This is a genomic window from Stenotrophomonas sp. TWI273, assembly GCF_039674765.1.
Taxonomy (GTDB): Bacteria; Pseudomonadota; Gammaproteobacteria; order Xanthomonadales; family Xanthomonadaceae; genus Stenotrophomonas.
Map to the genome: position 1 here is coordinate 1 of NZ_JBDJOA010000027.1, position 25,288 is coordinate 25,288.

Here is a 25,288-nt window from a genome sequence, read left to right on the forward strand (position 1 = left end):
CTGCGGCGGGGGGGGCGTCATCCCGCCCCCATTTCGCCTCCCCCGGCCGGGGCCGGCCCGCCCCCACCACCCCCACCGCGTGGTCCCGCCCAGCGGCCGGCACTACCGGTAACGTGGATCGGCCGTACGCTTGCCGCCGCCGGATGACACGGCCGCCACGCTGCGGTCTGCTAAAATCGACGGTTCATGTCACGCACCTCCTATCCCGTTCCGCCGCTGCCACGTCCTGGACAGCTCCGCGCCTGGTGGCGCGCCCCCGCTTCGGCCACGGCGCTGGCGTGGTACATCGCCCGCGCGGCGCAGTCGCGCGACGGGCCGTTGCTGGTGGTCGCGCGCGACAACCATGGCGCGAACCAGATCGAAGCCGATCTGCACACCCTGCTCGGCACTGCCGGCGACGTGCCGATCGTGGCCTTCCCGGATTGGGAAACCCTGCCCTACGACGCCTTCAGCCCGCACCCGGACATCATTTCCCAGCGCCTGGCTGCGCTGCACGCCCTGCCTGCGCTCAAGCGCGGCATCGTGGTGGTGCCGGTGCAGACGCTGCTGCAGCAGTTGGCACCGCTCAAGTACGTCATCGGCGGCAGCTTCGACCTGACGGTCGGCCAGCGCCTGGATCTGGACGCGGAAAAGCGCCGCCTGGAATCGGCCGGCTACCGCAACGTGCCGCAGGTGATGGACCCGGGTGATTTCGCCGTGCGTGGCGGCCTGCTCGATGTCTACCCGATGGGGGCCGAGGCGCCGCTGCGGGTGGAACTGCTCGATGAAGACATCGATTCGATCCGCGCCTTCGATCCGGAGTCGCAGCGCTCGCTGGACAAGGTCGAGGCGGTGCACATGCTGCCCGGCCGTGAAGTACCGCTGGATGATCTCAGCGTCTCGCGGGTGCTCAACACGCTGCGCGAGCGCTTCGATGTGGATACCCGGCGCAGCGCGCTGTACCAGGATCTCAAGGCCGGTATCGCGCCGGCCGGCATCGAGTACTACCTGCCGCTGTTCTTCGACAAGACCGCAACCTTGCTCGATTACCTGCAGCCCAACGTGCTGCCGGTGCTGGCGCCGAATGTGTTCGATGCTGCGGCCGCCTTCTGGGCGCAGACGCAGAACCGCTACGAGCAGCGCCGCCACGATGTCGAGCGCCCGCTGCTGGCGCCGGAAGAGCTGTATGCCAGCCCCGAGCAACTGCGCGCCACGCTCAACGGCCTGGCCCGCGTCGAAGTCTGGCCGCTGGATCACGACCGCATCGGCGATGCACAGCCGCTGGGCGACCAGCCCCTGCCGCCGCTGCCGGTGGCCGCACGCGATGCCCCGGCTGCCGAGGCACTGAAATCCTTCATCGGTCATTATCCGGGCCGGGTGTTGATCGCCGCCGATTCCGCCGGCCGCCGCGAAGCCCTGCTGGAAGTGCTGCTCGCCGCCGAGCTGAAGCCGCCGGTGGTCGCCGATCTGCCCGGCTTCCTGGCCGACGACAGCGTGCGCTTCGGCATCACCGTGGCGCCGCTGGAAGACGGTTTCGCGCTGGAAAGCCCGCCGATCGCGGTGCTGACCGAACGTCAGCTGTTTCCCGAACGCGCCGGCCAGCAGCGCCGCAGCCGCCGGGCAGGGCGCGAGCCCGAAGCGATCATCCGCGACCTCGGCGAGCTCAGCGAAGGCTCGCCGATCGTGCATGAAGACCACGGTGTCGGCCGCTACCGCGGCCTGATCGTGCTCGATGCCGGTGGCATGCCCGGCGAGTTCCTGGAAATCGAGTACGCCAAGGGCGACCGCCTGTATGTGCCGGTCGCCCAGCTGCACCTGATCAGCCGCTATTCCGGTGCCTCGCCGGAAACCGCGCCGCTGCATTCGCTCGGTGGCGAGCAGTGGACCAAGGCCAAGCGCAAGGCCGCCGAAAAGGTCCGCGACGTCGCCGCCGAACTGCTGGAAATCCAGGCGCGTCGGCGTGCCCGTGCCGGCCTGGCGCTGCACGTGGACCGCGCGATGTACGAGCCGTTCGCGGCCGGCTTCCCGTTCGAGGAAACACCGGATCAGCTGGCCGCGATCGACGCGACGCTGCGCGATCTGGCCAGCAGCCAGCCGATGGACCGCGTGGTCTGCGGCGACGTCGGCTTCGGCAAGACCGAGGTCGCCGTGCGCGCCGCATTCGCCGCCGCCAGCGCCGGCAAGCAGGTCGCCGTGCTGGTGCCGACCACCCTGCTGGCCGAACAGCATTACCGCAATTTCCGCGATCGCTTCGCCGATTGGCCGCTCAAGGTGGAGGTGCTGTCGCGCTTCAAATCCACCAAAGAGATCAAGGCCGAACTGGAGAAGGTCGCCGCCGGCACCATCGACGTCATCATCGGTACCCATCGCCTGCTGCAGCCGGACGTGAAGTTCAAGGACCTCGGTCTGGTCGTGGTGGATGAAGAGCAGCGCTTCGGTGTGCGCCAGAAGGAAGCGCTCAAAGCGATGCGCGCCAACGTGCATCTGCTGACGCTGACCGCCACGCCGATTCCCCGCACGCTCAACATGGCCATGGCCGGGCTGCGGGATCTGTCGATCATCGCAACCCCGCCGCCGAACCGGCTGGCGGTCAAGACGTTCATCACCGCTTGGGACAACGCGCTGCTGCGCGAAGCCTTCCAGCGCGAACTGGCCCGTGGTGGCCAGCTGTACTTCCTGCACAACGACGTTGAGAGTATCGGCCGCATGCAGCGCGAGCTGGCCGAGCTGGTGCCCGAAGCACGCATCGGCATCGCCCATGGGCAGATGCCCGAGCGCGAGCTGGAGCGGGTGATGCTGGACTTCCAGAAGCAGCGCTTCAACGTGCTGCTGTCGACCACGATCATCGAATCGGGCATCGACATTCCCAACGCCAATACCATCATCATCAACCGCGCCGACCGCTTCGGCCTGGCCCAGCTGCACCAGCTGCGTGGCCGCGTGGGTCGCTCGCACCACCGGGCGTACGCCTACCTGGTGGTGCCGGACAAGCGCGCGATGACGCCCGATGCCGAGAAGCGCCTGGAGGCGATCGCCTCGATGGACGAACTTGGTGCCGGCTTCACCCTGGCCACCCACGATCTGGAAATCCGCGGTGCCGGCGAGCTGCTCGGCGAGGACCAGAGCGGCCAGATGGCCGAGGTCGGCTTCAGCCTGTACACCGAGCTGCTGGAACGCGCGGTGCGCAGCATCCGCCTGGGCAAGCTGCCAGACCTGGATGCGGGCGAAGAAGCGCGCGGTGCCGAGGTCGAACTGCATGTGCCGGCCTTGATCCCGGATGACTACCTGCCCGACGTGCATACCCGCCTGACCCTGTACAAGCGCATCAGCTCAGCGCGTGACAGTGCTGAGCTGCGCGAACTGCAGGTGGAGATGATCGACCGCTTCGGCCTGCTGCCGGACCCGGCCAAGCATCTGTTCGCGATCGCCGAACTCAAGCTGCAGGCCAACGTGCTGGGCATCCGCAAGCTGGAACTGGGCGAGAACGGCGGCCGCATCGTGTTCAATCCCAAGCCGGAGATCGACCCGATGGCGGTGATCCAGCTGATCCAGAAGCAGCCCAAGCTGTACACGATGGACGGGCCGGACAAGCTGCGCATCAAGCACCCGTTGCCGCTGCCGGAAGACCGCTTCAGCGCCGCCAAGGCCCTGTTGCTGACCCTCTCCCCGCACTGATTTCACGCCTGGCGTCGGTCGCCAGGCGCTATCGTTCACTGGGCAGGCGCCACGTGGCGGCCTGCCCGACCCCGGCACTGACGGCCGGCCATCCGACCCCACGTGACCGCCCCCATGTTCGACGACGCCCCTTCGCAGGTCTGCTCCATCGACGCGCTATCGATGTCGTTGCAGATGCGCGACCAGTACACCCGTTTCCACTGCGACCGGGTCGGCCTGCTCGGCGATCAGCTGGGCCGCCTGTGCGATCTGGACGACACGCAGCGTGCGCATCTGGCACTGGCCGCCCGCTTCCATGACATCGGCAAGATCGGCATTCCGGACAACGTGCTGCTGTATCCCGCGCGCCTGGATGACGCACAGCGCGCGATCATGCGCACCCACCCCGAACGTGGTGAGCGCATCTTCGCCACCACCGGGCGCAGTGACGCCGCCGAGGTGGCGCGGTTGATCCGCAGCCATCACGAGGCGTTCGATGGCAGTGGTTACCCGGATGGCCTGAAAGGCAGCGACATTCCCCTGGGCGCACGCGTGCTGACCATCGTCGATGGCTACGACGCCATGACCACCACCCGCCCGTACCGCGGCCCGATGCCGCATGCCAAGGCGATGGGCATCCTCGCCGAGCAGCAGGGGGGGCTGGTCGACCCGGAGGTGTTCGGCCTGTTCACCCGGATGATGGCCGCCACTACCTAGTCTCGGCCTGGGTTTGCCGCGAGCGTGCTGGAAAAGAAAAACCCGGCTTTCGCCGGGTTTTTCATGTCTCACTCAACCGCGTGCGATCACCAGATCACAACGCGCTTGTCGTCGGCCCGCACCATTGCATCGCCGGCCTTGCACTCGAACGCCTGCGCGTACGCCGGCATGTTCGACGGCGCGCCGTTGGCACGGAAATTCGCCGGGGCGTGCGGGTCGGTGTTCAGACGCACGCGCAGCTCGCCCTCATTGAAGTTGCGGCGCCACACGGTGGCCCAGTTCATGAAGAAGCGCTGGTCCTGCGTGTGGCCGTCGACCGCTACGTTGGCCTTCGGGTCTTCCTTCAACGCCATCTGCAGCGCGTCGTACGCCACGGTCAGGCCACCCAGGTCGCCGATGTTCTCGCCCAGGGTCAGCTTGCCCTTCACGTTCACGCCCGGCAGCGACTCATAGCCGTCGAACTGCGCGACCAGCTGGTCGGTACGCTGAGTGAAGGCGGCACGGTCGCTGTCGGTCCACCAGTTGTCGAAGTTGCCGTTGGCGGCGAACTGGCTGCCCGAGTCGTCGTAGCCGTGCATCATCTCGTGGCCGATGACCGCACCGATACCGCCGTAGTTCAGCGCCGGATCGGCCTTGGCGTCGAAGAACGGCGCCTGCAGGATCGCCGCCGGGAACACGATCTCGTTCTTGGTGGCGTTGTAGTAGGCGTTGACGGTCTGCGGGGTCATGCCCCATTCGGTCTTGTCGACCGGCTTGCCGATCTTGTTGAGCATGAAGCGGTAGTTGAACGTGCGCGCGGCCTGCATGTTGCCCAGGTAGCTGTCACCGTTGGTTTCCAGGCCCGACCAGTCACGCCACTTGTCCGGGTAGCCGATCTTCGGGGTGAAGCTGGCCCACTTTTCCAGTGCCTTCTTGCGGGTGTCTTCGCTCATCCACTCCAGCTTCTCCAGGCGCGCCTTCAGCGCCACCGAGAGGTTCTCCACCAGGTGCTGCATCTGCACCTTGGAGTCGGCCGGGAACACGGCATCGACATACATCTGGCCCAGGCCTTCGCCGATGGCGCCGTTGACCGACTCCAGCACGCGCTTCCAGCGCGGCTGCATTTCCTTCTGACCACGCAGCGTGGTGCTGTAGAAATCGAAGTTGGCCTTTTCGAAGGCGCTGCTCAGGTACGGCGAGGCGTCATCGATGGTGTGGAAGCGCAGGTAGGCCTGCCAGGTGGCGGCCGGCACGTCGGCCAGCATCTTGTCCACTTCGCCGAAGAAGCCCGGCTGGGCCATCGAGAACTTCTGCGCGGCCGGCACCTTCAGGGTCTCGAACAATGCGGTCCAGCTGAAGTTCGGGGTCAGCTTGTCCGCGTCAGCCGCGCTGACCGGGTTGTAACGCTTGGCCGGGTCACGCATTTCGATGCGCGACATCGAGGCCTTGGCCAGACGCGTTTCGAAGTCCATCACGGCCTTGGCCTGGGTCTTGGCCTGCTCGGCGTCCACGCCGGAGAGGGTCAGCACCTGCGCGATGTAGGCGACGTAGGCGTCGCGGATCTTGGCCTGCGAATCGTCGAAGTAGTAGCCCTTCTCCGGCAGGCCGAGGCCGCCCTGGCCGACATAGGCGATGACGTTGGCCGAATCCTTGTAATCGGCATTGGCGAACAGCGAGAACAGCACGCCCTGGCCCACCGCCTGGCTGTCGCGCAGGTACTGGGTAATGGCGGCGGTATCGTTCAGCGCGGCGATCTTGTCCAGCTGCGGCTGCAGCGGGGTGATGCCGGCGGCCTCGATCTTGGCTTCGTCCGAACCGGTCTTCCAGATGTCACCGATCTTGGCTTCCACCGTGCCGGCCTTGGCCTGGCTGGCGGCAGCCTGCTGGACCAGCGCGTGCTGCACTTCCAGCGAGCGCTCGCGCAGTATTTCGAAGCTGCCCCAGGTGGTCTGGTCGTTCGGGACAGGGTTGGCCTTGAGCCACTTGCTGTTCACGAACCCGTTGAGGTCGGTACAGGCGGCGATGGCGGTGTCCAGATCGGCAGTGTTGAGCGAGATCAGCGCGGTCTTGATCTGCGACTGATCAAACGCCGGCTTGGCATCGGCGGTGGCGGCAGGCGCGGTATCGGTCTTGCCGCAGGAGGCCAGCGACACGGCGATGGCGGCGGTCAGGCCCAGCGGGACCAGCTTGGAAAACTTCATTCGACTCTCCGGCTACAGATGGATGCATCACCCGGATCACGGGCAATCGGGCAGCGTAGCGCGGGAGGCGCCGGGGCGGACCGGCCAAAGGTCACACCATCGCGCGCCGGTAGAGCCACCCCATGGGTGGCCGCGTGAACCGTGCATTGCATGCAGCCACCCATGGGGTGGCCCTACCCGCGGGGGTAAAGAAAAGGCCGGCTTGCGCCGGCCTTTCGTTGTTATTTCGCCTTGCCCTGGTTGGCCACGGCCTCAGCGGCCTTGCGTGCCGCTTCCGGGTCACCCAGGTAGCGGAACGACTGCACGGTCAGGTCGTCGTTGAGCTCGAACAGCAACGGGATGCCGGTCGGGATGTTGAGCTCCAGGATGGCGTCCTGCGAGACGTTGTTGAGGTACTTGTACAGCGCGCGCAGCGAGTTGCCGTGGGCGGTGACCAGTACGGTCTTGCCGTCCTTGAGCTGGGGGGCGATCGCATCGAACCAGTACGGCAGCACGCGGTCCAGCGTGGTGGCCAGCGATTCGGTGCCCGGCAGCGCGTTGCGGTCCAGGCCGGCATAACGACGGTCGTGGATCGGGTGGCCCGGGTCCTCGATGTCCATCGCCGGCGGCGGGATGTCGTAGGAACGGCGCCAGATCTTGACCTGGTCCTCGCCGTGCCTGGCGGCGGTCTCGGCTTTGTCCAGGCCCTGCAGGCCGCCGTAATGACGCTCGTTCAAGCGCCAGCTCTTGCTGACCGGCAGCCAGTCCTGGTCCAGTTCGGCCAGGGCACCCTGCAGGGTGTGGATGGCGCGCTTGAGCACCGAGGTGTGCGCGACATCGAACTGCAGCCCTTCTTCACGCATCAGGCGGCCGGCGGCGGCGGCCTCGCGGCGGCCCTGTTCGGTCAGTTCCACGTCCACCCAGCCGGTGAAGCGGTTGTCCAGGTTCCACTGGCTCTGGCCGTGGCGCAACAGTACGAGTTTCCGGGTCACTGCAGTATCTCCGACAGATGGCAAGGCAGACCCGCATTGTAGCGGCAACCCTGCCCTGCCCGTCCGCCGCGGCCCGCCCCTGACCCTCAGGGATGCGGATGCCCGTGGTGGCCCTGCGCGTCCGGTGCAGGGCGGCGGCTGTCGTGGCTGCCGTGCGCGTGAGCGGCGTGGTCGTGCCCGGCATGGTCATCGGCGTGCCGGTCGCGGGGGCTGCCGACGCTGCAGGGATCGCCGCAGTGGTCGGCCTCGATCTGCAGGGTCACATGGTCGATGCCGTACTGCTCGTGCAACCGGGTGCCCAGTTCGCGACGCAGGCGGTCCGCATCCACGCCGGTGCCCATCACCACGTGCGCGGTCAGTGCGGGTGTGCTGGAAGCCAGCGCCCATACGTGCAGGTCATGTACGTCCACCACGCCATCGTGTGCGCACAGGGTGCCGCGTACCGCCGCGACATCCATGCCCTTGGGCACGCCCTCCAGCAGCACGTTGATCGCCTCGCGCATCAACACCCAGGTGCGCGGCAGCACCCACAGGCCGATCAGCACGGCCAGGATCGGATCGATCGGCTTCCAGCCCGTCCAGCGGATCAGCAACGCGCCGAGGATCACCGCGACCGAGCCGAGCATGTCCGCCCAGACTTCCAGGTACGCGCCTTTGACGTTGAGGCTCTCGCCGCTGCCGGCGCGCAGCAGCCGCATCGAGATGAGATTGATCACCAGCCCGAACACCGCGATCACCAGCATGCCGGTGGAGGCGATCTCCTGCGGCGCGCGGAAGCGCTGCACCGCTTCCCAGAGAATGTAACCGGCGACCACGAACAGCATGCCGCCGTTGATCATCGCGCCCAGAGCCTCCAGCCGCGCGTAGCCGTAGGTGCGCTTGGCATCGGGCGGGCGCCGGCTGAGCCGGACCGCAACCAGTGCGATCATCAGCGCGAGGGTATCGGTGGCCATGTGCGCGGCATCGGACAACAGTGCCAGGCTGTTGGTCCAGAACGCGCCGGCCACCTCCACCAGCAGGAAGGTGGTGGTCAGCCCCAGCGCCCACCACAGCGGTTTTTCGTGGCGGATCTCGCTGGGCAGATGGTCGTGGTCGTGACCCATGAAAGCTCTCCTGGACAATGCCGGCAGGTTAAGCAGCGCCTCGCGCGGAGACTATTACACTTACCGCAGCGTTCAGTTTGCCATTCAATAACAACAGCGTCCGGCCGCTACCTCTCGACGGCCTGTGTGGCGGGAAGACAATCGTGCATAACGTTCCAAATCTTGATGAGGCCAGCCAACCGCTGGCGCTGGCCTGGGCACAGACACTGGCGCAGACGCCGGCCGCGGCGGCGACACTGCTGGCGAGCCTGTCGGCCGAGAGCCCGCCCGGGCTGGCCCACCACTTCTACGATGTGCTGCTCGAAGACCCGCGCGCGAGCCGGTTCCTCTCGCACGACCAGGTGCGGCTGCGCCTGAAACCGGCGATGCAGCGGTGGCTGCAGCAGATCCTCACCGCCACGCCGGACAGCATCAACGCGCTGGTCGCCGCGCAGCGCGTGATCGGCGACGTGCATGCGCGCGTGGGGATTCCGGTGGATCTGGTGGCGCGCGGCGCGCGCGTGCTCAAGCACCGCCTGTTCGACCGCATCATCGCGCAGGCCGACGAAAGCACGACGGCGTTTGCGGCGATCCACTGCCTCAGCGCTTCGATGGATATCGCCCTGGAAGGCATGACGCTGGCCTACACGCATGCACGCGAGCGCTCTTCGCGCACCGATGCGGCGTATCGCCTGTTCTCGCTGGTGCAGAACGTCAGCACCGAGCGCGAACGCCAACGCGCCCTGCTGCTGGATTGGGAAAACGCACTGCTCTATGCGATGGCGAGCCAGAATGCCGAGGCCGAGCTCACCGGGCTGGCGCAATCGGAGTTCGGCCTGTGGTTCACCCACAAGGGCATCCCGAGTTTCGGCGAAAGCAGCGAGACCGGCCAGGTCGGTGCACTGGTCGCTGCGGTCGATACGCAGTTGCAGGAAGCGCTGGCGCATGCCGATTTCGCGGCGCGCTTCGGGGCATTGCAGGGCATCCGCGAGCGGCTGGCGCAGATCCGCACACTGATGGGCATGTTGTTCGAACGGATCGGCGAGCTCGATGCCGGCAGCGATGCACTGACCAACCTGCTCAACCGTCGCTTCCTGCCGACCGTGCTGCGCCGGGAAATCGAACTGGCCAATTCCACGCAGACGCCGTTCTCGGTGTTGCTGCTGGATCTGGACCATTTCAAGGCGATCAACGATGCGCACGGCCATGACGGCGGCGACCGCGCCCTGCAGCACGTGGCCGCCCTGCTCGGCCAGCTCACCCGCGGCAGCGACTACCTGTTCCGTTATGGCGGTGAGGAATTCGTGGTGGTGCTGGTGGCCGCCACCGCCGCCCAGGCCGAGGTGATCGCCGAGAACCTGCGCAAGCACATCGCGCAGAGCCCGGTGCAACTGGGCAGTGGCCAGAGCCTATCGCTGACCACCAGCATCGGCGTGGCCGCGCATGATGGCCATCCCGACTACGAGCGGCTGATGGCGCGCGCCGATGCGGCGATGTACCAGGCCAAGAAGCGCGGCCGCGACCGGGTGGTGCTGGCCAGCGATGACCTGCCCGATGCGCCCGGGCGAAAGGCGCTGCAGCGCGGGTGACCCTGTGTGACCGACGGCAGCGCCGGCCCATCCGCCCGTTGCGGCACGCATGGCTGACCAATGGCGCATGCCCCGCGCGCCCCGTGCGGCGTAGCATCGCGGCATTGCCGTCCGCCACAGGAATCCCCCGATGTCGATCCGCCGCGCCCTGACCCGCCCTGCCCTGCTGCTGCTCCAGTCAGCGCTGCTGATGACACCGCTGCTGGCCACGGCACGCGAGGTGGCGACGCCGGCCGAGCATGTGGATGCCGATGGACCGTACGTGTTCCGTACCGCCAAAGGGCTGGAAGCGGCCTGGGTGTGCAAGGACCACGTGATCCGCCGCGAGCTGCCGGCACGCGGCGAAGCCACCGTGGTCGCCCCCGAGTGCGGCTATCCGCACCCGCTGACCGTGCTGCCGCCGCGCACGGCGGAGATCGCCCGGTTCCCGGCCACGCCGCGGATCGTCGCGCTGTCGGACATCCACGGCCAGTACGGTCTGCTCGTGACGCTGCTGCGCGCCCACCACGTGATCGACAGCGAAGACCGCTGGTCGCTGGGCGACGCCACGCTGGTGGTGGCGGGCGATGTGTTCGACCGCGGTCCGCAGGTCACCGAAGCATTCTGGCTGCTTTACAGCCTGCAGCAACAGGCCGCGGCAGCCGGCGGTGCGGTGCACTTCGTGCTCGGCAACCACGAGACGATGGTCCTCTACAACGACCTGCGCTACGTCAACCCGAAGTACCTCAAGACCGCGCAGCTGCTCGGCCGTTCCTACCCCGCACTGTACGGTCCGGATTCGACGATCGGCCAGTGGCTGCGCACCCGTCCGGTGCTGCTGCGCGTCGGGGACACCCTGTTCCTGCACGGCGGCATCGCACCGGAGAACCTGGACCTGGTGCGCAACATGGCGACCACCAACGCCGGCTACCAGGCCGCAGTCGGGCTGCCCAAGGAGCAGGTCAAGGCCGCACCGGATACTGCCCGCCTGTTCGATGGCAAGACCAGCCCGATCTGGTACCGCGGCTACTTCGATGGACGCATGGATACCGCCCAGGTCGAGACGCTGCTCAAACAGCTCGACCTCGCCCGCATCGTGGTCGGCCACACCTCGATGCCGCATGTCAGCAGCTTCCATGGCGACCGCATCATCGCCATCGACAGCAGCATCAAGAACGGTGAAAACGGCGAGCTGCTGTTCATCGAGAACGGCGCGCTCAGCCGCGGCCTCCTGGATGGCTCGCGGGTGCCGCTGGCCGAAGGCCGGCTCGGCGAAAGCGACTGACCTGACCGTTCCCGCCGGTCAACCCGCCGCAGCTCACCGTGGCTTGTAGATGCGCGAGACCATCCAGCCGCCGTGACTGCGGAAGCGGCCGCTGTCGCCGGTCAGGGCAAAGCGCAGCGCGACCACCGCGGCGCGCCCGCGGGAGCAATGCCAGTCACGCGCTTTGCGGTAGGCCTTCCGGAAGGCACGGAACGGGCCGCGGGCCTGCGTGGTATCCAGTTCGGCCTCACGTGCTTCCATCGCCTCAGGTGGGTCCATGGCCTCGGCGGAGGCGGCTGGCGGATGCGCTGCAGCGCGGGTGGCATCTGGATGGAGAGGGTTTGACATGGCGTTCCTTCGATCAACGAGGCCCGGAATCGGCCTCCTGATCGATAAACCGAGAAAACCATCACAAAACTATCGCCCCCCGGGACAGACCCGCGTCGTGATCCGCCATGCGCTGCTCCAACCCCTTGATGCGACTCAGAAATTCCGACGTCGGCGCCAGTTCCTGCAGGTGCGGCTGGGCCCGGGCGATCTGGGCGCGGGCGCCAGCGCCATCGCCGTTGGCGAACAATGCCTCCGCCAGCGGGATACGCCACTTGGCGGTGGCCGTGGAATCCGCCCCGTAGAAACCAGCGAATGTCTCCACCAGCTGGGCCGACAGCGGCACTGCCGCGGGATCGCCACGGCGCTGGGCAAGCAGCGCCTGCTGCATCTGCAGGCGCAGCCCCAGCCACGGGGGCAGGCTCGGGTGGGCCTGGCCGAACGCGGCCAGGGCCCGGGCGGCCTCGGCATGCTGTCCGTCCCGGATCAGCCATTCAATCTCGACCAGGCGCAACACCAGCAGCTGCGGCGACTCGGGCGGGAGTTCGCGCCGCCACAGGGCGGCCACCTGCTGCAGCGGTGCCTGCGCCTCGGCCGTGCGGCCGGTACGCAGCAGCAACCGGGCCAGCACCATGTCCACGTCGAGTGTGTCGGCATGCTCAGGCCCGAGCAGCGCCCGATAGCGCGCCAGCGCAGCGCGGTAGTTCTGCTCGGCCTGCACATAGTCGCCGCGGGCTTCCTCCATCAGGCCATGGGCATACTGTTTGACCGCGTAGGCGCGGCTGTCCACGCCATCCACCGCGGCGCTGGTCTGCAGGCTGTTGCGGAAGTGCTGATCGGCCGCCTGGTAGCGGCCAAGATCGAGATACTGTCCGGCCAGCGCGGCTTCGGCCGAGGCGGTGTAGCTGCTGCCTGCGCCGAACATCTGCCGGGTCAGCGCGAAGCTGCGCTCGGCCAGCGCCAGCGCTTCATCGATACGGCCCTGGTTGAGCAGCGTCGAGGACAGCGCGCGCAGGACCCGCTGGTACTCGGCCCCCTGGACACCATGCTCCCGCGATGCCTCTGCCAGACCCTCGCGCAGGATCGCTTCGGCCTTGTCCAGCTCGCCCTGGCTCCGGTACAGATCGCCGAGGTTGGCCATCGCCGCCAGGCCGCCGCGCTGAAGCGGTGCACCGTTTCCCCGCCGGCTCAACGCCAGCGCGGAGCGGAAGGAGTGTTCCGCCGCCGCCGGCTGCTCCAGCTGCGCCTGGGCCAGGCCCCGGGCGTTCAAGGCCTTCACCCGCACCGCCGGGGCATCGTCCTGCTCAAGCAGGCCCAACGCGTCCTCTGCACTGCCCAGCGCCTCCTTCTCACGCCCGGCGCTGAGCAGCTGCACCGCCAGACTGGCGCGGGCGTCGGCGATCTCATGCGGCGCGGCGCGCGTGTGCACCAGCCCCTCCACGCTGTCCCGCAGCAGGGCCTGCGCATCCTGCGGTTGACCCAGGTTCTGGTAGGCGCGCCCCAATGCAGCCTGCATCCGCGCGCGCAGCGCGGGCGACACGGTGCGGTCCTGCTCAAGCCGGCGTGCGCCCAGATCGAGCACCTCACGCGCGGTCATCGGCGTGCCGTGGCGCAGCCCCGGATCGGCCGCATCGAAGGCGGCCACCAGTACATCGGCGATGCCGGCGGCAGCCACCGCATTCTGCTCGGCCTGCCGACGCGCCTCGCTCAAGCGCAGCACGAAGGCCAGCACCATCACCGCCACCAGCGCGACGATCACACTGGCGCGCCATTGCCGCCGCAGCAGCAGGCGCGCACGATGCCAGCGGCTGGGCCGACGCGCGCGCACCGGGCGGTGTGCCAGATACCGTTCAATATCCTCGGCCAGTGCGTCGGCAGAGGCATAACGTTCGGCCGGATCCGCGGCAGCGGCCTTGGCCGCGACCGCCAGCAGGTCGGCGGGCACGCCGCGCGCCGGCGGCGGCGTGGCCTGCAGCAGCGCCTCCAGCATCACGCCCAGACTGTAGACATCGCCCACCACACTGGCCGGGCGCCCTGCCAGGCGCTCGGGGCTGGCATAGGCCGGGGTGAGGAAGGCCGCGGCATCGTTGGCGTCACCGAGCAGATGCGCGATGCCGAAATCCAGCAGGACCGGCTGGCCGTCGGGGCGGACCAGTACGTTGCCGGGCTTGAGGTCGCAGTGCACCACGGATTGGGAATGTGCGGCCTGGACCGCGCCGCAGATCTGCACGAACAGGCGCAGGCGTGCGGCCAGATCCAGCGCCAGGGTGCGACAGGCGTCGTCCAGCGGTTCACCCTGTACGTATTCCATCACCAGGTAGGGCTGACCGCCCTCGGCCACGCCCACGTCATACAGCCGGGCGATATGCGGGTGCTGCAGGTCGGCCAGGATCTGGCTTTCACTGGCCAGCCGCGTGGCCAGTACCGGGTCGTAGGCGCGGCGGATCAGCTTGATCGCCACTTCGCGCCGGTACAACGCATCGGCGCGCTCGGCCAGGAACACCACCCCCATCCCGCCGACGGCCAGCAACCGGCTCAGGCGCCACGGGCCAAGCCGCTGCCCGACCAGCGTGGCCGGATCATCCATCGCGGCCATCACGGCGGCGAGCGCGTGCTCGACCCGGCCCAGGTCGGCGGTCTGCGCGCGCAGCAGCTGCAGCGTTTCGTCGATCGCGGCCGGGTCATCGCACAGCTCACCCAGCGCCGGGCGCCAGCGCGCCTCGGGCAGATCGCAGACCGCGTCGAACAGCCCGCGCACCGTCTGCCAGCGGTCTGGGCCGGTCATGCGCGCGTGGCCGGCCCAGCCAGATGCCGGTTCAACCACGCCTTGGCAAACCGCAGATCGCGATCGACCGTGGGCACCGACACATCCAGCGCCAGGGCAATCTCTTCGCGGCTCATGCCACCGAAGTACATCCATTCCACCGTGCGTGCGGCGCGCTCATCCAGGGCGGCCAGTTCCTCCAGCGCGCGGTTCAGGGCCAGCACTTCGAAGGCATCGTGATCAGGGCTGGCTTCCAGGTCGGCATACGACAGGGTCAGGTTGATCGCACCTCCGCCCCGCTTGGAAGCCGCCATCGCGCGTGCGTGGTCCACCAGCACGCTGCGCATCTTCAGCGCCGCCAATGAAAGGAAATGCACGCGATCGCGGTAACCGATCTCCCCACCGATCATCCGCATCAGGGCCTCGTGCACGAGCACGGTCGGCTGCAGCACGCCATCCTGGGGGGTGCCCAGCCGCGCCACGGCCATGCTACGCAGCTGCGCATACAGCAGCGCCAGCAGTTGATCGCGGGCGGCGATGTCCTGCTGCTCGCTCCAGCGGCGCAGCAAACGGGTGACATCCTGGCGCTCGGCCGCTGGAGGTGTCGCGTCAAAAGACATGTGGGGCGGGTCCGTGCATCACAGCAGGCGATCAGCCTGCAGTATCGCCGATCCCCATCCCCATGGGGCGGCGGTGCCGAGGCGATCTCCATCACCGCGGCACCACAACCGGGCTACTTCCCGCGCTTGGCCAGGTTCTCGCGCAGCGTTTCCAGCCGCGTGGAGAGATCCTTCAACGCGCTGCCGCCCTTGCCGACCAGCCAGGACACCTCCTCTTCCATGAAGCCGGTACGGCTGTGTTCGGTATCCGGCAGCGGCGGCAGGATGTGCGCGAAGTAGGTCTTGTCGAGCACCCGCCGCAGCAGTCGCTCGCCCGGGAAGGGTGCGTTGTTGTTGAGCGCACGCGCCGCCTTGATCAGGTTGCGGATGTCGTACTGGGTCGGGCTCAGGTCCGGCACCTGCTTGGGCAGGTCCAGCAGCGTATACACCGCCACGCGGGCGGTGCGCACCGAACTTTCCATGGTGAACACCACATCGTTGTGGGTCTCCACGAACTGCCCCAACAGGCCAAGGTTGGTGCAGCCCCCGGGCACGACGTGCGGGCGGTCGCCGGCCGCGCGTGGCATGAACTGCGCCGTGATGTAGGGCATCAGCGCGGTGCGCACCTTGGTGTTGGCGACGATCTCATCAAGCTGATCGACGATGCCCAGGTGGTAGCTCAGCTCGGCCAGGATCTCGCGGCCGGTACAGGCTGGCATCGGCTTGGCCACGTGGTTGCCGTTCTGGTCCATCAGCAGCGCATACACCCACACCACCAGCACATCCTTGGGCTGGTCGACGAAGTGCGGCTGGCGGTTGACGGTGAAGCTCAGCACCCAGGTGGAGTCGGTGAAGGTGATCACGCCGCCGGTCACGGTCCTGCCCGAGTACGGGTCGTTGACCGAGAGTTCCCTGATCTTGTCCACCAGTGGCGAGGGGCGGCAGGTCAGCGTGGCCGACTCCCACATCGAGCGGTTGATGTCACCGTGGAATTTCTCCGGTTTGCCGAAGATCGGCGACTGTGCAGCGAGGTTGCGCCACAGTGCCCAGTCACTGTCCTGCCCCGGTGTTTCGCGCGGACGCTGCAGCACCGGCACCGTGTCCATGTCGCCATAGACGGTGCCCTCGGTCATCGAGCCGGTCAGCGCGAACACCAGGTCGCCCTCGGCCACCGGCAGCAGCGTATCGTTGCCCGCCACACGGCAGCGCAGCCCGGTGACGGTGCGGGTATCGCCTGTCACGCGCATGTCCAGATCGTACACGCGGGTACCGAAGGTGACCTGCACCCCCTGGTCGCGCAGCATCTTCACCAGCGGTTTGACGAAACTCTCGTACTGGTTGTATTTCGGGAACACCAGCGCGGACATGTCGTTCAAGCCGTCGATGGCATCCAGGAAACGGTGCATGTACAGCTTCATTTCCAGCAGGCTCTGCCAGTTCTCGAAGGCGAACATCGAGCGCCAGAAGAACCAGAAATTACTCTGCAGGAAGCCTTCGCTGAAGTAGTCCTCGATGGTCACATCGTCGAGGTCTTCCTTGCGCTTGAGCAGCAGCTTGACCAGTTCCCACTGCTGCGGCTTGCTCAGCCCGAACGTGGCGAAGTCCTGGATCTTCCCCTGCTGATGCATCAGCCGGGCCTTGGAGTAGTTCGGGTCGTTGTCGTTCACCGCCCGGTACTCGTCCAGCACGCTGTAGCCGGCGGGCAGTTCCAGTGCCGGCACGTCCTGGAACATGTCCCAGAAATTGTCGTAGTTCCAGTTCATCTCGCGGCCGCCGCGAACCAGGTAGCCCTGCTCGGGGTCGCCGGCCCCATCGAGCGAACCGCCTTCGATGTCCAGGCTGTCGATCAGGGTGATGTTCGCCGCCGGCATGCCGCCATCGCGGATCAGATAGAACGCCGCGGCCAGGCCGGCAATACCGGTGCCGATGATCCACGCCTTGCGGTTCGCCACGCCGGCCGGTGCGACCGGGCGATTGCGCATGTAGGCACCCATCATGTCCGGCGGCGGCAGTGTGTTCTCGGGCCGGTTGGACCAGTAGGCCCCCGTGGCATCGGGTTCTTTATCGATCACCGGTGCCCGGTGCACGCCCTGTTGCTCGACAGCCATATCACCACTCCTTTTTCGATGGACCTACAGGAGGCACCGGTTGCCCGGTGCCTGGCAGCACGGTTTCCTTACCGCACGGCCCCCTCCCGGCACCGCGCTGCACATCTGGATGGTACGCACGCCACCTGTGACGGCATTGATCCGCATCAATGACACCCCTGTTGCATTCCATGCGACACGTGTCGCACACTTGCGACACCTCGCCACACCGGGATTGCCATGTCTGCGCTGCCTACCCCTTCCAATGCCGAACTGGAACTGCTCAAAGCGCTGTGGCGCCAGGGCGCCTGCAGTGCGCGCGAAGTCCACAACGGCGCCGCCGCGGCGCTGGACTGGTCCTACTCGTCCACCCGCAAGACGCTCGAACGCATGGTCGACAAAGGGCTGGTGGAAGAAACCGTCGAGCACGGGCTGAACATGTACCGCGCCAAGATCGGCAAGGTGGCCACACTGGCCGCACTCAGCACGGACTTCGCGCGCCGGGTGCTCGAGATCGATGGCGCATTGCCGGCGCAGGCCTTCGCCGACAGCCGCCTGCTCAGCGAACAGGAACTGCAGCAGCTCGATGCGCTGCTGCGTGCTCCCGCCAAGGACGATCCGGCATGAGTGGGCTGACGCTGGGCTTCTGGGGCGTGCATGCCGTTGGCGCCCTGGCGGGCGGCTGGGTGGCCTGGTCTGCCGGGCAACGTGTCCACCGCCGTCTGGGTCTCTCCCACGCCGCATATGGCTATTGGATGGGGGTGTGGTTGCTGGCGGTGACGCCGGTCCTGCTGTCGGTGGGTATGGCGCTGTGGGCCCCCGCACCGCTCATCTCGTTGCCACCGGCACTGATGATGCCGCTGCCGGTCGCGCTGGACCTCGGGGCTGCCGGTGCGGCGGAAGGGCGCCTGGTGAGTTCCCCTTGGGCGGGGGTGGCCACTACCACGTGGCTGGCCGCGCTCTATGTCACCGGCCTGGGTATCGCATTGCTGCGCGTGCTGGTTGGCACGCGGGCGACCGGCCGGCTGTGCCGGGCGACCCTGCCGATCGCAGCGGAGGCCTGGCCGGGCCCGCGCAGCCGTGCGTCGGCGCAGCGGCTGCGCTCGGCCGGCATCGTCTGCCGGGTCAGCGCGCTGCCGGTGAGTCCGTTCGCGGTGCGCTGGCCGCGCCCGTTGATCGTGCTGCCCCTCTCGGCCGTGGAGCAGCTGGAGGATCGTGCACTGAACCTGATCCTGGGCCATGAGGCGGCGCACCTGACGCGCCGCGATCCGCAGCGCGCCGGCCTGATGGCGATACTCAACGCCCTGCTGTGGTTCAACCCGTTCCTGCGCCGCCTCACCGCACGCGTGCAGCTGGCGGCCGAGCTGCGATGTGATGCGCAGGCCCTCGCGGGGGATGCACAGGGCGGGCGTGACTTCGCCACGGCGTATGTGCGCACGCTGCGCCTTTCCGCAGCGGCTCACGCACCCACCACCGCCCTGACCCACCGCGATCTGGCCGGGCATGAAATCCGCATCCGGCACATGCTGCATGGCGATGCCGCGCGGCCGCTGTCGGGATCGCGACGCGCGCTGCTGCTGGGCAGCGCACTGCTGATCGGCGCCCTGTTGCTGGTCATGCAGGCCAGTGCCGCGCGCCCCGTGCCGGGCCCCGCCGTCACTGGCACCCCAAACGAGATCTCGGCGACGGAGGCGGCACTGCCGCTGCCGCCGTTGAGCGAGGCCCCCATCGAGGTGCAGTTCCAGGCACCGCTGGCCGCACCGAGGATCACCGGACATTTCGGCGATACCGGCAGCATCCGCCAGCGACCGCATCGCGGCACCGATTTCGGCGCGCGCCCGGGCACGCCGGTCCTCGCGCCGGCAGACGGCCGCATCGTGGCGGCAACCACCGCCTACCCCGACGGTCCGCAGTACGGCACGGTGGTGGTCATCGACCACGGTCAGGGCTGGCAGACGTTGTACGCGCACCTGCAGGGCGCCGATGTGGTGGTCGGCCAGCAGGTCCACGCCGGCGAGCAGATCGCACGGGTCGGCAGCACCGGGCGCGTGACCGGACCGCACCTGCATCTGGAGATGCTCCGCAACGGTGAGCGCGTCGATCCGCAGGCGCACCTGCCATGACCGGCTAACCCGCTCCACATCCCCACCCCACTGCTGCATTTCGTTTTCCTGGCCACAGGAGGGGCGCGTGTTGCCCCGCGAAATGCCCCCTGCCCTCCTGCACGGACCGCCCCATGTCACCGACGTTCCGCATCGTACTTGCCCTGACCCCGCTGTGTGCCGCGTTCTCCAGCGCTGGACAGTCACTGCCCGCAAAGCAGGCGCCGCCGCCCACCGAACTGGAGACCGTGCAGGTGCAGGGCACCGTGTACGACGCACGCCGCGAGGACACCGCCACCCGGATCGTGGTCGACGCTGAAGCGCTGCGCCAGTACGGCGACATCGGTCTGGTGGACGCGCTCAAACGCCTGCCCGGCATTACCGTCGGCACGGGTGCGCCCGGCCGCAGCGGCACGCTGTCATTGCGGGGGTTGGGTGCGGGCTATACCCAGATCCTGCTCAACGGCCAGAAAGCGCCCGCCGGGTTCGACCTGGACTCGCTCACGCCGGAGATGGTCGAGCGCGTGGAGATCATCCGCGCACCCACCGCCGACCAGCGCGCCGAAGCGATCGCCGGCTCGATCAACATCGTGCTGGCCGCAGGCGCGCGAAAGGACAGCGGGCAGCTGTCGGTGGCCTGGGGCAACAGCAACGGCCGGAACACGCCCTCGGTCAGCTGGCAGCGCAACCGGCGCGCCGACCACCGCAGCAGCGCGATCACGGCGACCGCATCGCGCCGCGAGTTCCTGGTCGAGGAAACCGGTACCGAGCGTGCATGGAATCGGCAGGGAACACCGACCACCCTGCGTGACACCTCCCTGCGCGCCAGCGGAAACCGCGATGTGCTCTCACTGGCCCCCAGCCTCGAAGCGACGCTGGAGAACGGCGATATCTTCGCGCTGCAGGGCTTCGCCGATGCGAGCCGGTTCAACCGCATCACCGACATCGACTGGGCCACCACGCTCGGCGCCCCACTACAGACCACCCGCTATCAACAACGCACGCGTATCGACGTGGCGCAGGCCAATGGCAGCATGACGTGGACGCGGGCGTTCGAACGGGGCGGCACGTTCACCACCAAGCTGCGCCTGGGCGGCAACCGCGAGCGCTACGCCTATCGCGAACAGGGCCAGGCAGCGGATGGGCGACAGAACCTGGAGGACCACACCGACGCGCGGTTGACCGTGGGCGATCTGAACAGCAGTGGCAAGTACACGCTGCCCGCCCGCGGGCGGCATGCGCTGCAGCTCGGCTGGGAGGGCAGCGAGGATCGCCGCGATGAAACACGCGTGCAGCAGCTGTTGCCTGTCCACGAGGGCGGCGTGGTGGCGATCAGCGACCTGGCTTTCGACGCGCGCATCCGTCGCCTGGCGCTGTACGTGCAGGATGACATCTCGCTGAGCGAGCGCTGGTCCCTCTATGCCGGCGCACGCTGGGAACAGATCGATACCCGCAGTGACGGCAGCAGCTTCAGCGGCATTCAGCGCCGTGACCAGGTGCTCTCACCGGTGTTGCAGTCACTCTGGAAAATGCCCGGCACCCGGGGCGACCAGCTGCGCGTCGCGCTGACCCGGACCTATCGCTCGCCTACGCTGGCTTCGCTGATCCCGCGCCCGTACACCTCCACCAACAACCGCCCGCTCAACCCCGACGAACGCGGCAACCCGGCGCTGCGGCCCGAACTGGCGACCGGCGTGGACCTGTCCTACGAAACCTACGGCAAGGACGGCGCGCAGCTCAGCATCGGCGGTTATGCGCGCCGGATCAGTGAGGTGATCCGCACCGAAACACATCTGCAGGACGGTCGCTGGGTGGCCACGCCGGTCAACGGCGGCACTGCGATGACCTGGGGGCTGGAGATGGATACGGCATTCCGTCTGCCGCAGCTGATCGCAGGCGCGCCGGCCGTGGCGGTGCGTTTCAATGCGACCGCCAACGATTCGCGCGTGGATGATGTGCCCGGTCCGGACAACCGGCTTGATGAGCAGGTGCGCTTCAGCGGCACCTTGGGCGCGGATTACGAGATCCGCACCGGCTGGACGGTCGGCGGCAGTTACACCTACCGCACCGGTGGCACGGTGCAGGTCAGCCCCGGCCAGTTCGAGATCAGTGCGTACGGGCGCGAGTTGGACCTGTACTCGCTGTGGTCGCTGCGCGCAGGCAGCAAGCTGCGGCTGAGCCTCAACAACGCGCTGCACCGGGCGCTGCACACGGGGCAGGAGCGGGTCAGCGAAGACGGTACCGAGCAGCTGCGGCGCCAGCGCAGGGCATCCCCGCTGCTGCGCCTGCAGCTGGAACTGCCGCTCTAGCCCGGCTCAGCCCGGCTGGCGGCTGGCCTCACCTACCGCCGGCAGCGCACGCGCGCGGCCCGGCTTGCTCGGGAAGGCATGGCGCACGATCCGCCACATCACCTGGCCGAACTGCCGCGGCAGCGAACCGGTGTTGTAGTGCTGGCCGTAGCGCGCGCAGATGTCCTTCACTTCGACCGCGATCGCCGCGTAGCGGTTGGCCGGGATGTCGGGGTAGAAGTGATGCTCGATCTGGTGGCTGAGGTTGCCCGACATGACGTTCATCAGCTTGCCGCCGGTCAGGTTGGATGAGCCGCGCAGCTGGCGCAGGTACCAGTGGCCACGGGTCTCATCACGCACGCATTCCTTCGGGAAGGTTTCGGCCTCGGCGGTGAAGTGGCCGCAGAAGATGATCACGTAGGTCCACACGTTGCGGATGAGGTTGGCGACCACGTTGCCCAGCAGCACCGGCAGGAAGAAGGGGCCGGCCAGCGCCGGGAACAGCAGGTAGTCCTTGAACATCTGCTTGCCCATCTTGCGGCCGACCGGGCGGAACTGCCTGCCCAGCTGCTTGAGCGTCATTTTGCCGGCAAACACGCGGCCCAGGCGCAGGTCCTGGATCGCGATGCCCCATTCGAACAGCAGCGCGAACACCACCGCGACCACCGGCTGCATCAGGTAGAACGGGCGCCAGCGCTGCTCGGGGAAAATGCGCAGCAGCCCGTAACCGATATCGTCGTCCAACCCGCGCACATTGGTGTAGGTGTGGTGGCGGAAGTTGTGGGTCTTGCGCCAGGCGTCGGCGGTGCCGACGATATCCCACTCGTAGGTGCTGCCCTGCAGCTGCGGATCCCCCATCCAGTCGTACTGGCCATGGATGACGTTGTGCGCCAGCTCCATGTTTTCCAGGATCTTGGACAGCGCCAGCATCACCACGCCGGCAATCCACGCCGGGATCAGCACGCTGTGCACGAAGGCACCGAGGAACAGCAACGCGCGGCCGGCCACGCCGGTCCAGCGGACGGCGGCCACGACGCGGCGGATGTAACGCGCATCGCGCGCACCGAGCGTGGCCAGCTGGCGCGCGCGCAGTGCATCGAGTTCAGCGCCGAAGGCCTGCAGTTCGGCCGGGGACAGCGCGCGGTTGTGCACGGAAGACATGGTCACAGCTCCAGGATCAGGTCGGTGCTGGCGCTGTTCACGCACAGCTTTACTTGCGTGGCCGGTTCGGCCGCGTGCTCGCCGGTCAGGGTGTGGCGGGTGACGCCGGACACCTTCCCGCAGACACAGGTATTGCAGATGCCCATGCGGCAGCCGCTGGCCGGGCGCAGCCCTTCGGCTTCCAGCGCCTGCAGCAGCGACGTGCCGCGTGGCAGGGCAAGCGTGCGGCCGCTGCGGCGCAGTTCGACCTGCACCGTGCCCTCTTCGGCATCCGGCAGCACTGGCGGTGTGAACGCCTCGGACTGCAGCGACGCGACCTGGCCCTGCAGCCGCGCCTGCGCTGCATCGACGAAGCCACCCGGGCCGCACACCAGAGTGCGGGCGGTGCTCAGATCGCCCAGCGTCGCGAAGGCGAATGCATCCACACGCGACGCCGGTGCCGCCGGGTCGCGGGTCAGCGCGATGTGCAGCGTGAACGAGGGATGGCGCGCCGCCAGCGCGGCCAGCTCTTCGGCGAAACAGACTTCCTCACGCCGACGTGCCCAGTACACCAGGTCCACCTGGCCCGGCATGCCGGCACCATCGAGTTGACGCAGCAGCGCGCGCATCGGGGTGATGCCGCTGCCAGCGGCCAGCAGCAACAGCCGCGCGCCAGAGGCCTTGGGCAAGGTCATTTCACCGAACGCCTGGCCCAGCTCAAAGACCTCACCGATCGCCGCGGCATGGGCCAGATGCTGGCTGACGGCACCGCCGGCGATGGCCTTGACGGTGATCGCCAAGCGACCGTCGGCCAGCACGGTCGGGCTGTAACTGCGCGACAGGCGGCGGCCATCGACTTCGACGCCGAGGGTGACGTGCTGGCCCGGCAGCAGACCACGGAAATGGCGGTTGGGCTTCAGCACCAGGGTGACCGCATCCGCGCTCTCGGCGGTGCGCGACAGCAGCCGGGCCAAGGGGCGGCGCAGCGTCCACAGCGGGTGCAGACGGGTGCCCCAGAAGTCGAACAGCGCTTCGGGGACCCAGCGGCGGGGGCTGGCGGCGTGACGGCGGGCGGCAATGCGCGGGACGGTGCTCATGCTTCGCACTATACGGCCGAGCATACGACTGTGTATACAGTTGTATATTGCCGGGACGGGCTATGATTCAGGGACTTGACCCCGCTGCCCCTGATGACCTCCCCAGACCTGCCCCTGCCCGCCTCCGACGACGCCCATCCCGCGCGCAAAGCCTCCATCTCCCGCGAGGATCTGCTGGCCGCGGCATTGGCCCTGATCGGCCCGCACCGCAGCGTCTCCACGTTGAGCCTGCGCGAGGTCGCGCGTGAAGCCGGGATCGCCCCGAACTCGTTCTACCGGCAGTTCCGCGACATGGACGAGCTGACCGTGGCCCTGATCGACCTGGCCGGGCGCTCGCTGCGCACGATCATCGGCGAGGCGCGCCAGCGCGCCGCCTCCTCCGACCGCAGCGTGATCCGCCTGTCGGTGGAGACCTTCATGGAGCAGCTGCGCGCCGATGACCGCCTGCTCCATGTCCTGCTGCGCGAAGGCACGGCCGGCTCGGATGCGTTCAAGCATGCGGTGGATCGCGAACTGAATTACTTCGAAGACGAACTGCGGGTCGACCTGATCCGCCTGGCGGCCGCCGACGGCGCGCGGCTGCATGAACCGGCCCTGGCCTCCAAGGCGATTACCCGGCTGGTGTTTGCGATGGGTGCGACGGCGGTTGACCTGCCGCCGGAGAAGGATCCGGAACTGATCGAGCAGCTGACCCAGATGCTGCGGATGATCATCACCGGGGCACGCACGTTGGCAGGCAGTCCGCCGCTGCGCTGATCCGGCCTGCGGGCCTCGCACAAAAAAAATGACGACCCACCGGGCCATCATTTTTGATCCTGTTGCACGCCGCAGCTGCAGCGCAGTGGGCGGCGCTTGATCAGCGGTACTGACGTTCGCAGCGACGCTCAACCACGCGATCACCATTCTTGGACTGCTGGTTGCCCTGGATCTGGCGGCCTGCGGCACCACCGGCCACGGCACCGGCAACCGTCGCCAGCTTCTTGCCGTTGCCGCCACCCACCTGGTTGCCCAGCAGACCACCCACGACCGCGCCGGTCGCGGTGCCGGTGATGCGGTTGGGATCCTTGGAATTACGCTGGACCTCGACGTTGTGGCACACCACCTTGCTGCCGTCGTTGAAGCGGCGTCCCTCGTCCTTGGGGCCATAGGTCTGGGCGCCGGCAACGGCCGATACGGCGAGCAGACTGCCCAGGCACAACACGCGGAAGCTCGTCTTCATGGTCGATCCCTGTTTATGGAACATGGCCCGAGTGTCTGCCTGCCGGCGGCAAGCCCGGGTGAAGTTGCGTCCACGCCACGTCAACGCCAGCGGCGGCGTTCAGGCCGCAGCCATCCAGCCATGCGCGCTTACAGCCGCGCGCGGATCGTCTGCCGCAACGCCTCCAGATCCTTGGCGAACGCATCGATGCCGCTGGCCAGCTTCTCCGTCGCCATCGGGTCGGCCGCCAGATCCGCCGCAAAGCGCGCCG

The 25,288-nt window shown here is 67.9% G+C and carries 18 protein-coding genes and 1 pseudogene; 8 read left to right on the forward strand and 11 right to left on the reverse strand.

Going from position 1 to position 25,288, the window contains the following annotated elements; genetic code table 11:
* Positions 1 to 186 precede the first annotated feature (186 nt).
* Both mfd and ABE571_RS17785 read left to right on the forward strand, forming a co-directional pair.
* Positions 187 to 3,654, forward strand: coding sequence for a transcription-repair coupling factor (gene mfd, locus ABE571_RS17780; protein WP_346494321.1), 3,468 nt, complete (start codon positions 187 to 189; stop codon positions 3,652 to 3,654).
* Positions 3,655 to 3,768: 114 nt separating this feature from the next.
* Positions 3,769 to 4,350, forward strand: a complete 582-nt coding sequence (locus ABE571_RS17785; protein ID WP_259260099.1) for an HD domain-containing phosphohydrolase — start codon at positions 3,769 to 3,771, stop codon at positions 4,348 to 4,350.
* A gap of 86 nt (positions 4,351 to 4,436) precedes the next feature.
* Here ABE571_RS17785 and ABE571_RS17790 read toward each other — a convergent pair whose 3' ends face one another.
* From ABE571_RS17790 to ABE571_RS17800, 3 genes are all read right to left on the reverse strand, one after another.
* Positions 4,437 to 6,530, reverse strand: a complete 2,094-nt coding sequence (locus tag ABE571_RS17790) for a M13 family metallopeptidase (RefSeq protein WP_313212864.1) — start codon at positions 6,528 to 6,530, stop codon at positions 4,437 to 4,439.
* A 221-nt stretch (positions 6,531 to 6,751) separates the two neighbouring features.
* Positions 6,752 to 7,501, reverse strand: a complete 750-nt coding sequence (gene gpmA / locus ABE571_RS17795) for a 2,3-diphosphoglycerate-dependent phosphoglycerate mutase (protein WP_313217670.1) — start codon at positions 7,499 to 7,501, stop codon at positions 6,752 to 6,754.
* An 86-nt stretch (positions 7,502 to 7,587) separates the two neighbouring features.
* Positions 7,588 to 8,604, reverse strand: a complete 1,017-nt coding sequence (locus ABE571_RS17800) for a cation diffusion facilitator family transporter (RefSeq protein WP_346481904.1) — start codon at positions 8,602 to 8,604, stop codon at positions 7,588 to 7,590.
* A 143-nt stretch (positions 8,605 to 8,747) separates the two neighbouring features.
* On the opposite strand from ABE571_RS17800, the gene ABE571_RS17805 reads away from it, so the two are divergent.
* Together ABE571_RS17805 and ABE571_RS17810 are read left to right on the forward strand one after the other, a co-directional pair.
* On the forward strand, positions 8,748 to 10,172 hold the full coding sequence (locus tag ABE571_RS17805; RefSeq protein WP_313217666.1) for a diguanylate cyclase: 1,425 nt from the start codon (positions 8,748 to 8,750) through the stop codon (positions 10,170 to 10,172).
* A gap of 130 nt (positions 10,173 to 10,302) precedes the next feature.
* Entirely contained in the window at positions 10,303 to 11,436 is a 1,134-nt protein-coding gene (locus ABE571_RS17810) for a metallophosphoesterase (protein ID WP_346466572.1), read from the forward strand.
* A 33-nt stretch (positions 11,437 to 11,469) separates the two neighbouring features.
* Here ABE571_RS17810 and ABE571_RS17815 read toward each other — a convergent pair whose 3' ends face one another.
* The 4 genes from ABE571_RS17815 to ABE571_RS17830 all read right to left on the reverse strand — a co-directional run bounded on the left by ABE571_RS17815 (position 11,470) and on the right by ABE571_RS17830 (position 17,213).
* Positions 11,470 to 11,763 (reverse strand): hypothetical protein, encoded by a 294-nt coding sequence (locus tag ABE571_RS17815; RefSeq protein ID WP_346464387.1) that lies wholly within the window; start codon positions 11,761 to 11,763, stop codon positions 11,470 to 11,472.
* A 61-nt stretch (positions 11,764 to 11,824) separates the two neighbouring features.
* Positions 11,825 to 14,527, reverse strand: a complete 2,703-nt coding sequence (locus ABE571_RS17820) for a tetratricopeptide repeat protein (RefSeq protein ID WP_346494323.1) — start codon at positions 14,525 to 14,527, stop codon at positions 11,825 to 11,827.
* Positions 14,524 to 15,126 (reverse strand): ECF-type sigma factor, encoded by a 603-nt coding sequence (locus ABE571_RS17825; protein ID WP_313213033.1) that lies wholly within the window; start codon positions 15,124 to 15,126, stop codon positions 14,524 to 14,526. Before ABE571_RS17825 ends, ABE571_RS17820 begins: the two co-directional genes overlap by 4 nt.
* A 113-nt stretch (positions 15,127 to 15,239) precedes the next feature.
* Complete coding sequence (locus ABE571_RS17830; RefSeq protein ID WP_346466570.1) at positions 15,240 to 17,213, reverse strand: oleate hydratase; 1,974 nt, start codon at positions 17,211 to 17,213, stop codon at positions 15,240 to 15,242.
* 219 nt (positions 17,214 to 17,432) lie between these two features.
* Between ABE571_RS17830 and ABE571_RS17835 the strand changes: the two genes are divergently transcribed.
* The 3 genes from ABE571_RS17835 to ABE571_RS17845 all read left to right on the forward strand — a co-directional run bounded on the left by ABE571_RS17835 (position 17,433) and on the right by ABE571_RS17845 (position 21,603).
* On the forward strand, positions 17,433 to 17,819 hold the full coding sequence (locus ABE571_RS17835; RefSeq protein WP_346494325.1) for a BlaI/MecI/CopY family transcriptional regulator: 387 nt from the start codon (positions 17,433 to 17,435) through the stop codon (positions 17,817 to 17,819).
* The gene (locus ABE571_RS17840; protein ID WP_346494327.1) at positions 17,816 to 19,315 is read left to right on the forward strand and encodes a M23/M56 family metallopeptidase; all 1,500 of its coding nucleotides are present in this window, start codon (positions 17,816 to 17,818) and stop codon (positions 19,313 to 19,315) included. Before ABE571_RS17835 ends, ABE571_RS17840 begins: the two co-directional genes overlap by 4 nt.
* A gap of 113 nt (positions 19,316 to 19,428) precedes the next feature.
* On the forward strand, positions 19,429 to 21,603 hold the full coding sequence (locus tag ABE571_RS17845; RefSeq protein ID WP_313213057.1) for a TonB-dependent receptor: 2,175 nt from the start codon (positions 19,429 to 19,431) through the stop codon (positions 21,601 to 21,603).
* A gap of 6 nt (positions 21,604 to 21,609) precedes the next feature.
* Here ABE571_RS17845 and ABE571_RS17850 read toward each other — a convergent pair whose 3' ends face one another.
* Both ABE571_RS17850 and ABE571_RS17855 read right to left on the reverse strand, forming a co-directional pair.
* A complete protein-coding gene (locus tag ABE571_RS17850) occupies positions 21,610 to 22,743 on the reverse strand; it encodes an acyl-CoA desaturase (protein WP_313213059.1) in 1,134 nt (377 codons plus the stop codon).
* A gap of 2 nt (positions 22,744 to 22,745) precedes the next feature.
* Positions 22,746 to 23,819 carry a ferredoxin reductase gene (locus ABE571_RS17855; RefSeq protein ID WP_313217652.1) on the reverse strand — a complete coding sequence of 358 codons (1,074 nt, stop codon included), beginning with the start codon at positions 23,817 to 23,819 and terminating at the stop codon, positions 22,746 to 22,748.
* 93 nt (positions 23,820 to 23,912) lie between these two features.
* Here ABE571_RS17855 and fabR point away from each other — a divergent pair, with 93 nt between their 5' ends.
* Positions 23,913 to 24,575, forward strand: coding sequence for an HTH-type transcriptional repressor FabR (fabR, locus tag ABE571_RS17860; RefSeq protein ID WP_026069985.1), 663 nt, complete (start codon positions 23,913 to 23,915; stop codon positions 24,573 to 24,575).
* Positions 24,576 to 24,675: 100 nt separating this feature from the next.
* Here fabR and ABE571_RS17865 read toward each other — a convergent pair whose 3' ends face one another.
* The gene (locus ABE571_RS17865; RefSeq protein WP_102789149.1) at positions 24,676 to 25,038 is read right to left on the reverse strand and encodes a glycine zipper 2TM domain-containing protein; all 363 of its coding nucleotides are present in this window, start codon (positions 25,036 to 25,038) and stop codon (positions 24,676 to 24,678) included.
* 128 nt (positions 25,039 to 25,166) lie between these two features.
* Positions 25,167 to 25,288, reverse strand: a pseudogene (locus tag ABE571_RS17870) (transaldolase); the annotation flags it as partial.